The sequence below is a fragment of the Rhizobacter sp. P3_B12 genome (genome assembly GCF_056402895.1).
Genome location: NZ_JBFUGN010001536.1, coordinates 1 through 916 on the forward strand (window position 1 = coordinate 1; position 916 = coordinate 916).

Below are 916 nucleotides of genomic sequence, written 5' to 3' on the forward strand. Positions count from 1 at the left end.
GCGTGGCGCCGTCCCGCGCATCGGGCGGCAAGGGGTCGGCCGGTGGTCTGGCGTCGGCGGGCGCCGTCCAGTCGAAGTGCGCCGGCATCGCCGCATCGAGTTGCGCGAACGCGAGGCAGGCGTCGCAGACCTTGTCGGTCTGCGTCTGCCGCTCCTTGCCGGCCTGCGCGTGCCCGGGCGCGGGCAGCCCGTGCGACAGCGCATGCGCGAGCCACAGCTGCGGGGTCAGCAGGACCGACCCGGCGAGCAGGGCAAGGCGAAGGAAGCGCAGCAGGGCCATCGAGGGTGTCGTGCGAGAACGCACCGAGCGCCTGGAAAATAGCACACGCCGGCAGGGCGGCGCGCGATTCACGACAATGCGGGGTCGATGCGACGACTTTGCAAAGGACGCTGACCGATGACCGTGCGCGAGATCCTCAAGATGGGCGACCCCCGGTTGCTGCGCATTGCGCCGCCGGTGCCGCGCGAGCAACTGGGCAGCCGCGAGCTGCAGCAGCTGATCGACGACATGTTCGACACGATGCACCATGCCAACGGAGCCGGGCTCGCGGCGCCGCAGATCGGCGTCGACCTGCAGCTGGTGATCTTCGGCTTCAAGAACAACACGCGCTACCCCGATGCGCCCGCGGTGCCGGAGACGGTGCTGATCAACCCGACGATCGTGCCGCTGTCCGATCTGCGGGAAGCGGGCTGGGAAGGCTGCCTGTCGGTGCCGGGGCTGCGCGGCATGGTGCCGCGCCATGCGCGCATCCGCTACACCGGCCTCGATCCGCAGGGCAACCTGATCGACCGCGAGGCCGAGGGCTTCCATGCCCGCGTCGTGCAGCATGAGTGCGATCACCTGATCGGCAAGCTCTATCCCACACGGATCGAGGATTTCAGCCAATTCGGCTTCACCAGCGTGCTGTTCCCGGAC

Annotated in this window: 2 protein-coding genes; one reads left to right on the forward strand and one right to left on the reverse strand. The window is 69.2% G+C overall.

Going from position 1 to position 916, the window contains the following annotated elements; all coding sequences use genetic code 11:
- Positions 1 to 280 (reverse strand): hypothetical protein (locus AC1D01_RS36695; protein WP_477874728.1); only part of this gene is annotated, 280 nt, incomplete at its 3' end.
- A gap of 117 nt (positions 281 to 397) precedes the next feature.
- Between AC1D01_RS36695 and def the strand changes: the two genes are divergently transcribed.
- A partial coding sequence (gene def, locus AC1D01_RS36700; RefSeq protein ID WP_477874730.1) for a peptide deformylase occupies positions 398 to 916 on the forward strand: 519 nt, incomplete at its 3' end.